At 63.9% G+C, this 8,489-nt stretch carries 10 protein-coding genes and 1 pseudogene; 4 read left to right on the top strand and 7 right to left on the bottom strand.

Translation table 11 applies throughout. The features are described 5' to 3' along the window. Positions 1–31: 31 nt before the first annotated feature. A complete protein-coding gene (locus tag ACN0YF_RS10560; protein ID WP_417494349.1) occupies positions 32–676 on the bottom strand; it encodes an NrsF family protein in 645 nt (214 codons plus the stop codon). Continuing rightward, positions 669–1,223 (bottom strand): sigma-70 family RNA polymerase sigma factor, encoded by a 555-nt coding sequence (locus tag ACN0YF_RS10565; RefSeq protein ID WP_417494350.1) that lies wholly within the window; start codon positions 1,221–1,223, stop codon positions 669–671. The genes ACN0YF_RS10560 and ACN0YF_RS10565 overlap by 8 nt, the downstream gene beginning before the upstream one ends. Positions 1,224–1,392: 169 nt before the next feature. On the opposite strand from ACN0YF_RS10565, the gene ACN0YF_RS10570 reads away from it, so the two are divergent. From ACN0YF_RS10570 to ACN0YF_RS10580, 3 genes are all read left to right on the top strand, one after another. After that, entirely contained in the window at positions 1,393–1,683 is a 291-nt protein-coding gene (locus tag ACN0YF_RS10570; protein WP_417494351.1) for a DUF2282 domain-containing protein, read from the top strand. Positions 1,684–1,890: 207 nt separating this feature from the next. Then, positions 1,891–2,295: a hypothetical protein gene (locus tag ACN0YF_RS10575; RefSeq protein ID WP_417494352.1), complete on the top strand. Its 405-nt coding sequence runs from the start codon at positions 1,891–1,893 to the stop codon at positions 2,293–2,295. Then, positions 2,295–2,867 (top strand): carboxymuconolactone decarboxylase family protein, encoded by a 573-nt coding sequence (locus ACN0YF_RS10580; protein WP_417494353.1) that lies wholly within the window; start codon positions 2,295–2,297, stop codon positions 2,865–2,867. Before ACN0YF_RS10575 ends, ACN0YF_RS10580 begins: the two co-directional genes overlap by 1 nt. Before the next feature lie 58 nt (positions 2,868–2,925). Here ACN0YF_RS10580 and ACN0YF_RS10585 read toward each other — a convergent pair whose 3' ends face one another. Continuing rightward, positions 2,926–3,651 carry a cytochrome c biogenesis CcdA family protein gene (locus ACN0YF_RS10585; RefSeq protein WP_417494354.1) on the bottom strand — a complete coding sequence of 242 codons (726 nt, stop codon included), beginning with the start codon at positions 3,649–3,651 and terminating at the stop codon, positions 2,926–2,928. Positions 3,652–3,676: 25 nt separating this feature from the next. Beyond that, complete coding sequence (locus ACN0YF_RS10590; RefSeq protein ID WP_417494355.1) at positions 3,677–4,117, bottom strand: thioredoxin family protein; 441 nt, start codon at positions 4,115–4,117, stop codon at positions 3,677–3,679. A gap of 648 nt (positions 4,118–4,765) precedes the next feature. Between ACN0YF_RS10590 and ACN0YF_RS10595 the strand changes: the two genes are divergently transcribed. After that, entirely contained in the window at positions 4,766–5,095 is a 330-nt protein-coding gene (locus ACN0YF_RS10595; protein WP_417494356.1) for a GIY-YIG nuclease family protein, read from the top strand. A 239-nt stretch (positions 5,096–5,334) separates the two neighbouring features. On the opposite strand, the gene ACN0YF_RS10600 is transcribed toward ACN0YF_RS10595, so the two are convergent. The 3 genes and pseudogenes from ACN0YF_RS10600 to ACN0YF_RS10610 all read right to left on the bottom strand — a co-directional run. Then, on the bottom strand, positions 5,335–7,632 hold the full coding sequence (locus tag ACN0YF_RS10600; RefSeq protein ID WP_417494357.1) for an ATP-dependent helicase: 2,298 nt from the start codon (positions 7,630–7,632) through the stop codon (positions 5,335–5,337). Between the two features lie 140 nt (positions 7,633–7,772). Next, complete coding sequence (locus tag ACN0YF_RS10605; protein ID WP_417482254.1) at positions 7,773–8,132, bottom strand: hypothetical protein; 360 nt, start codon at positions 8,130–8,132, stop codon at positions 7,773–7,775. Between the two features lie 110 nt (positions 8,133–8,242). Then, positions 8,243–8,489, bottom strand: a pseudogene (locus tag ACN0YF_RS10610) (hypothetical protein); the annotation flags it as partial.

Here is an 8,489-nt window from a genome sequence, read left to right on the forward strand (position 1 = left end):
ACGCGCCAGACCATCTCCCGGGCGTAGCTCTCTACCAGCGCAGCAGATGGCGTCCGGCGATGGCGCCGATCAGGCCGCTCAGGGCGATCCCCAGAGCATACCAGGCGGCGAGAAAGCCGATTGAGGATTCCGGGCAGCCCATGCCGTAGATCGTTGCGCCGATGCCTCCGGCAGCCAGGCCGCTGGCCCAGCCGGCCATGGCCAGCCTTGTCGGGGCGCCCTGGCGGACAGCGAAGAAAAGCACGGCGATGATCGGCAGCGAGATCAGCACGATATCGATAACACAGCGCAGCGCGGTGGGCCGCACAATCCAGCCGGTCCAGCTTTCCACCGGGGTGATCACCACGCTGATGGCCGCGATCAGGGCAAGCCCCAGCCAGACAGCGAGGGGGAGACGCACCGCGGCGCGCGCCGTGCCGCCGGGGCGGCTCAGCTGGCGCAGGGAGAGATAGCCGATAAGGGCCAGCAGGCCGGTGAAGCCGGCTTTCACCCAGAAGCTGGTGCCGTGGATCGCATCGGCGAGGTCGGCGCGGAGTGTCAGTCCCGGCAACAGCCAGAAGACCGCCGCGCCGAGGGCGAGGCCGGCGAGCAGGCACAGCGTCAGGCGGCGTCCGACCCGGTGCCGGTTGACCGGCTTCAGGTCGGCGGCGAGGGATTCAATCAGTGGATCAGACATTTTTCTCCTCCGATTTCTGAAACCGGGCGATCAGGGTTTTCAGTCCGCGATGTACATTGACCTTTACCGCAGAAATGCCGGACGCGGTCTGCTCGGCGGCTTCGGCGACCGAGAGTTCCTCGACCTTGGTCAGCTGGACAGCGCGCGACTGGGCCGCGGGCAGGTCCTGCATCATGCGGCCGAGATCCATGCGCGCATCGGCTGCGGCAAAGCCGTGATCGGCCTCGCCGAGAAATTCCTCCAGCCCGTCCAGCGGTACCGATTGGTGCTTGCGGTTGCGCCGGTAGTAATCGATCAGCTTGTAGCGCGCGATCCCGTAGACCCAGGCCGTAAACGGCTGGCCGGGATCATAGGTGTCGCGCTTGATATGCATTGCCATCAACGTCTCCTGGACCAGGTCTTCCGCCGCCGAACCATCGCTGACCCGCCGCCGGTAGAAAACGTCCAGCCGGGGGCGCAGGGCCGTGAGCAGGCGCCGGTATACGGGCGCATTGCCTTCCTGGCTCGCGATCATCATCGCGCGCAGCTCGGTCTCGGACGCAATCATGTCTGTCCTTCTTGAAGAGAGTTCGCCCGTGGACGTCAGAAGGTTACATCTCGCACTGTGGCGATGGTTTTTTGGCGGGATGTAACCTTTTGTCCCGACCGCGCGAAATGGAGCATGTGGTCGGCGCGATGGCAATGATCACAACCCGATTATCAAGCAAAGGTGAACTATGAAAACGCAAACGAAAATCGCAACCGTCGCCGCGTCCGCCCTGGCGCTGGCCCTCTCCGCCGCCGCCGCAAATGCGACCATGACCGTGACGATCGCCGATACCGAGCATTGTTATGGTGTTGCACTGGCCGGCGAAAATGATTGCGCTGCCGGGCCGGGAACCACCTGCGCCGGTACCTCGACCGTCGATTACCAGGGCAATGCCTGGAGCAATGTCCCCGCCGGCACTTGCGAGTCGATCGAAACGCCCTACGGCAACGGATCCCTGACCCCGATCGAACGCCCGTAAATTCGAGATGCTGCGCGGACTGCTCCCCCCAGGGCACCGCGCTGCAAGAGGCCATCCTGATCAGATTGACCCGCCTTGTCCCCCCCCCCTTTGGACGCGGGCCCGTGAGACGCGCGCACCTTTGCGCCCCGCCTCCCGCATCGATCCGGATGGCCTCGCTTTCGGCGTTTCCGGCCGCAGCGGCGGCACGCCAGACAAGGACAGGATATGCAGCCCTTATCGATGGCGCTGGAAGTGATTGATGGTGGCCAGGTCGCCCGGGTGCGGCTTTTTGGCGATAACGGATTTGAAGTCAGCCTGAAGAATGCCGGGGCGATCTCCGCCTTCGTGACAGCGCGCGGATTCCGCGCCCTCATTCTCGACTGGAACGAGTGTGTGATGCTGCAGGACGTGCAGCAATTCGGCGATGTCGCGGACCATTTCATTGGCGCGCTACCGCCCCAGACGATCTTCATTGTCCTGCACCGGCCAGCCCAGCTCAGCCACGCCATGTTCATGACCAAGGCCCTCTTCCGGGCCGGTTTTCCTGCGCGCGCTTTCAGCAGCGAGATTGATTGTCTGGCCTGGCTTGCGGAGAATGCGCTCCTGCCAGCTGCCCAGGGGCCCAATTGATGTCGAATTTCCCGTCTCTGCCTGAGAACGCGCATCTCAGTGATGTCTTCAAGCGCTTTCCCAAGGGCGTCGGCCCGCTGCTGGCCCTGCATGACGCGCTGTTGCGCTCGCCTTCGCAATTCTCCATCGCCGAGCGCGAACTCATCGCCGCCTTCGTGTCCGGCACCAATGCCTGTGCCTTCTGCTATGGCGCCCACACGCTGATGGCCCGGGCCTTCGGCATTGATGCCGATGTCTTCGAGACCATGCTGGAGGACCCGGCGGCGGCCCCCATCGATGCGAAAATGGTTCCGGTCCTGCTGCTCGCCCGCGCGCTCACCACCGAACCCGGCAAGAGCCCGGCCCGGGAATCGCGCGCCGTGCTGGAGGCCGGATGGAGCGAGGAGAGCCTGTTCGAGGCGATCTCCATCATCGGGCTCTATAATTACATGAACCGGCTGGTCGATGGCGCCGGCCTGGTGCCGGGGCCTGAATATCTCGAGCCGGGCGAGGCGCAGCTCGAGGCGCGCCGGGGTTCGACCTACAGCGAGTGGGGCGCCGGTCTGGGCCTGAACTCAGACGAGACGGGCTGACTGCCTGCGACGCCCGTGCCACGCAAGCGAGGACAAGGGGCGCCGCAGGGACCAGGTTTTACACGCTGGTCGTCAGCCAGGTCAGCCAAGCGGGCGAGTGCTCGACGGCCCAGGCTTCTATGGCCTTGTCGACACCGGTGATGATCATGATCCCGACGATCAGCATCACACCGCCCAGCAGCATTTTGCCGATCGATCCGGCCTGCAGCATTTTCCCGCGCCAGCGGGCCAGGGTGGCGCGTGAGGCCATGCCGATAAAGGTCAGCGGGATGGCAGCACCGATGGCGAAGGCGATCATGACCAGTGTGACCTGACCGAGGCTTTCGCCCTGTGCCGCCAGCAGCGAAGCCGCGCCGAGCGTCGGCCCGATACACGGGCTCCAGACGGCGCCCAGAACAACCCCCATCGAGAACTGTCCCGCCAGACCGGCCGGGCCGCTGGACGAGCCGAGCCGCTCATCGAGCCACCGGCTCGCCGGCGCGGTGACCATCGCGAAGCCGGAGCTCAGCGCCGGAACGAGCAGGATGATCCCGACCGCTGCGAGCATGATGCCGCCGGCTTTGCGGATCCATTCGGCATCGAGACCGATGGAATAGCCGATCGTGGCGACGAACAGTCCGACCAGCACGAAGGACAGGGTCAGACCGGCGGCCAGGGCGAGCGGTCCGTATTTGTGATTGTCGGAAGCGGTGCCGAACACGATGGGCAGTAGCGGCAGGACGCAGGGCGACAGGATTGAGAGCATGCCGGCTATCAATCCCAGGCCGTAGGATTCAGGTCCCATGGTCTAGACTCTCCGGATCCGTGATTTAGTCCACATAGGCCTGTGACAGCAGGGACTGGATGGCGTCATCGCTGGTGATCGCAATCGCCCGGCCGACTTCGTCGGTGCCGCGATATACGACGAGCGTGCTTTGGCGCCGCGCACCGAAGGAATGCGCAATCTGGCGCTGGTCGTCCCAGTCGAGCTTCAGGATCACCAGGTCGGCAAACTCGCCGCGATCAAGGATCTGCCCGATCACTTCGCCCTGACGTCGGCAGGTCGGGCACCATGTTGCGGAGATGTCGACCAGAATGGGATGCCCGGCCGCCTGGGCGGCTTCGAAGCGTTCCTGGGTGAAGGGCTCGGAGCGTTCAGTGGTCATCTCCTGCTGCGTATTGAAGATCAGGCCGGTCGCCGAGGCGGCCGCGCCGACGCAGGCAAAACACACGGTGGTGAACAGGACTATGGCGGGTATCGTCAGTTTCATCAGGGTCTCCGGACGCAGGGGCAGCACCAGGCAAGGCAGTGCCGCGGGATGGCCACTCCACCCCGTCCCCAACAGGTTCGCGTCACGGTTCAAAAAGGTTACATCCCCCGCTGCTTGGTGCGGGCATTGCGGACGATCCTTCGGGCGTTAAGCGTTTATGTGTTGGTGAATGCGTCCCTCAGGACCGTCCACAACCCGGTGAAGCCCGGCCTTCCGGCCAATTAAGGGCGGCCTGATCAAGGCCCTCCCGGCGCCACCCGTCCGCCCCTTTCTGTGCACCGTCCGGAGCGGAACGTGGGGCTATTATGGGGGTGATTGCCGGGGGTGGGGATAAGCGAAGGGGAAGGGGCTTGTTGGGCCTCGGAGTTTTGAGCTGGAGGGCGGGGATAGGTGAGTTGGGTAGCCGCTCCTATACCCTCAAAATCCATATCCCTGTCATCCCGGACGGATGGCCCGACTTGATCGGGCCGAAGATCAGGGACCCAGACGCCCGACGGTAGCGCGTCAGCAGTGGGATGGTAGAAATCCGCGTGAGAGCAAGCTGGATGATCGCTGCCGGGTCTGGGTCCCTGATCTCCGCCCGGATCGCTTCGCGTCCGGGCATCCGTCAGGGATGACAAGGAAAGAATTGCGCGGTAAAATTGCAGTATGCTTTACTTCGTCTACCTGCTCGCCTCGGGTCGGCATGGGACGCTCTATTGCGGCGTCACCAATGACCTTGTGCGGCGGGTGTTCGAGCACAAGACGGCGCAGGTGCCGGGTTTCACCAAGAAGTATCGCGTTGACCGGCTGGTCTGGTGGGAAGCGCATGAGGACATCAATGCAGCCATCACGCGCGAGAAGCGGATCAAGCGTTGGCGGCGCGACTGGAAAACGACGATGATCGAGCGCGAAAATCCGGACTGGATTGATCTCTATGCCAGCATTGGCGGCACCGACCCGGCCAGCGTCGCCCCGCTCGAATTGCGAAACTGGTAGAGCAAACAATTGCTGTCATCCCTGACGGATGCCCCGCGCATGCGGGGCGCAGATCAGGGACCCAGACGCCCAATGATTGGTGCGTCAGCGGCGTGGCGGTGGAAATTTGAGTGAGAGAAAGCTGGATCAGCGCTGCCGGGTCTGGGTCCCTGATCTCCGCCCGGATCGCTTCGCGTCCGGGCATCCGTCAGGGATGACAAGGGTTTGGGTTTTGGCGAAAAATAGAAGCCAGCGCCCCCCTAAGGCAGCTCCCGCACAAAACTCTCCACCACCTTCTTGATCCCGGCCTTGTCGAACGCCACGGTCAACTTCGACCCGTCCGCCGTCTTGATGCGCCCATAGCCAAATTTGTCATGGAACACCCGGTCGCCGGTTTTCCATTTGCCGCTGCCGCCGCCGACGGGGCCGCTTTCGATCAGGTTGGCCTTGGCGTCGATGGTGGGCGGGGTGGTGCGGCGGTTTTCCTGGGCTGAGGCCTGGTAGCGTTTCCAGCCGGGGCTGGAATAGCTCGAGGCCATCGGGTCGGCGGTCTGGCGCACGTTTTCGAAGCCGGGGCCGCCGCCTTCGTAATAGCCGGTTTCGGAACGCGCCTCGACATGGTCGTGGGGCAGTTCGTCGATGAAGCGGGACGGCAGGACGGACTGCCAGCGGCCATAGATCATGCGATTGGCGGTGAAGGTGATGATGGCGCGTTCGCGGGCTCTGGTGATGCCGACATAGGCGAGGCGGCGTTCCTCCTCGAGGGATTTGGTGCCGCCTTCATCGAGGGAGCGCTGCGAGGGGAAGACGGTCTCTTCCCAGCCGGGCAGGAAGACGAGCGGGAATTCCAGGCCCTTGGCGCCGTGCAGCGTCATCAGGGAGACCTCGTCCTCGCTCACGGCGCGATCGGCATCGGTGACCAGGGCGACATGTTCGAGATAGGCTTCCAGCGTGTCCCATTCGGCCATGGAGCTGACCAGCTCCTTGAGGTTTTCCAGCCGGCCGGCGGCCTGGGGCGTCTTGTCCTCACGCCACATGGCGGTATAGCCGCTCTCGTCGAGGATGATCTCGGCCATCTCGTTGAGCGGGCTGGTTTCCGACAATTCGCGCCAGCGCGCCAGGTCGCGCAGGAAGACCTGCAGGCTGGTGCGCGCCTTGCCGCGGATCTCGTCCGTGCCGACCATGATGCGCGTCGCCTCGGTCATCGGCACGCCCATCTCGCGCGCCAGCATGGCGATCTTCTGGACGCTGGTCTCGCCAATGCCGCGCTTGGGCGTGTTGACGATGCGCTCGAAGGCGAGATCGTCTTCCGGCGAGCGCACCAGGCGCAGATAGGCATGGGCATCACGCACTTCGGCGCGTTCGAAGAAGCGCGGGCCGCCGATCACCTTGTAGGGCAGGCCGAGCATGATGAAGCGTTCTTCAAAGGCGCGCATCTGCCAGGAGGCGCGGACCAGTATGGCGATATCGGCATAGGAGCGGCCGGCCGAGACCCAGTTCTCGCATTCCTCGGCGACGAAGCGCGCTTCCGCCTCGCCATCCCACAGGCCGCGCACCTGGACTTTCTCGCCGCCTTCTTCGTCGGTCCACAGCGTCTTGCCGAGCCGGTCGCGATTGGCGGAGATCAGGCCGGAGGCGGCGCCCAGGATATGTTCGGTCGAGCGGTAATTTCGCTCCAGCCGCACCACGGTGGCGCCGGGGAAATCCTTGTCGAAGCGCAGGATATTGTCGACCTCGGCGCCGCGCCAGCCATAGATGGACTGGTCGTCATCGCCGACGCAGCAGAGGTTTCCGGTGCCGCGGGCGAGCAGGCGCAGCCACATATATTGGGCGACGTTCGTATCCTGATACTCGTCGACCAGAAGATAGCGGAATTTGCGGTGATACTCGGCGAGCACGTCCGGATTGTCTTTCAGGATGTGGAGCGTGTGCAGCAGGAGATCGCCGAAATCGCAGCAATTGAGGACTTTCAGGCGCGCCTGATACATGGCGTAGAGATCTTTGCCGCGGCCTTCGGCGAAGGCGTACTTGTCTTCCTCGCCGAGCTGGTCGGGCATCAGGCCACGATTTTTCCAGCCATCGATGACCGAGGCGAGATGGCGCGGCGTCCAGCGTTTTTCGTCAATGCCCTCGGCCTGGATGATCTGTTTCATCAGCCGCAGCTGGTCATCGGTGTCGATGATTGTGAAGGCGGATTTCAGACCGACGAGTTCGGCATGGCGGCGCAATATCTGGGCCGAGACCGAGTGGAAGGTTCCCATCCACGGCACGCCCTCGACGGCTTCGCCGATAATCTTGCCGACCCGCTCCTTCATCTCGCGCGCCGCCTTGTTGGTGAAGGTGACGGCGAGGATTTCCCATGGCCGCGCACGGCCGGTGGCGAGGATATGGGCGAGGCGGGTGGTGAGGACGCGCGTCTTGCCGGTGCCGGCACCGGCGAGCACCAGCACGGCACCATCAAGCGCCTCGACAGCCTGCCGCTGTTCGGCATTGAGGCCCTCGAGATAGGGGGAGGGCGGGGCCGGACGGGCCATGTCGGAAATCGAGAGCGAAGTCATGCCAGCCTGCAGATTACGAGTCGTTCAATCCGATAGTCTGGACTGAATGGCGCGTAATCCCAAGCCGGTGATGTGCAATTGTTCGTTTTTTGTTCGCATTGGCGCGCACTGCCATCGCAGGCCGCAGGCACGCGAGGGCCCTAATTGGTCGTGTAATCGCCCATTGCGGCCGGTGCCGTGTCGAGGAAGCGCATGAAGGCCGTGCTCAGCTCACCATTCGAGCGGCGGATCTCGTCCGCAAACTTCGTCAGCCGGGCAAGGAATTCCTCGCGCGCCAGGGCGGCAGCACCCTCTTCGGCGGTGGCAGGTGTTTCGTCGCCGAAATCATCGCAGCGCCGTTCGCAACACAACATCAGGTCATTGACCAGCCAGAGAATGGCGGGGCCGTCCATCGTGCCACCGCGGGCGGCCCGGAGTTCGGCGATGATTTCGCGCATATCGGCGAGCGGGCAGGGCAGGGGGGGATGCGAGGTCGGAGTGACCAGTGTCAGGCGCGGCATGAAAGGCATCTCTTGGTCCGGGAATCTCTTTGTCCCCGCACTTATTGATGAATCCGGGGATTAACCCTACTCATACAATATGAAATTGAGTGCATTCTGCGTTGCGACAACTAGTCGAACAATGCATCGACCCCGGCCTGCAGGCTCTCGTCGCGATAGGACGGGGAATTCTCGCCCGCCCCGTGAATGGTGCTGGACGCCGCGGCGATCAGCGGCTTGAGGCAGGTGGTCGCCAGCTCTGCCACCGAATGGCAGCCGGCTTCGCCGGGCGTTTGCTGCAGCGTCTGCTGCGCCCGCGCGACCTGCGCCTCGATCTCCTGCGTAATGCCGGCCAGTCGTGCGCGCACCGGTTCGGGC

The organism is Maricaulis sp. (assembly GCF_048270265.1).
Lineage (GTDB): Bacteria > Pseudomonadota > Alphaproteobacteria > Caulobacterales > Maricaulaceae > Maricaulis.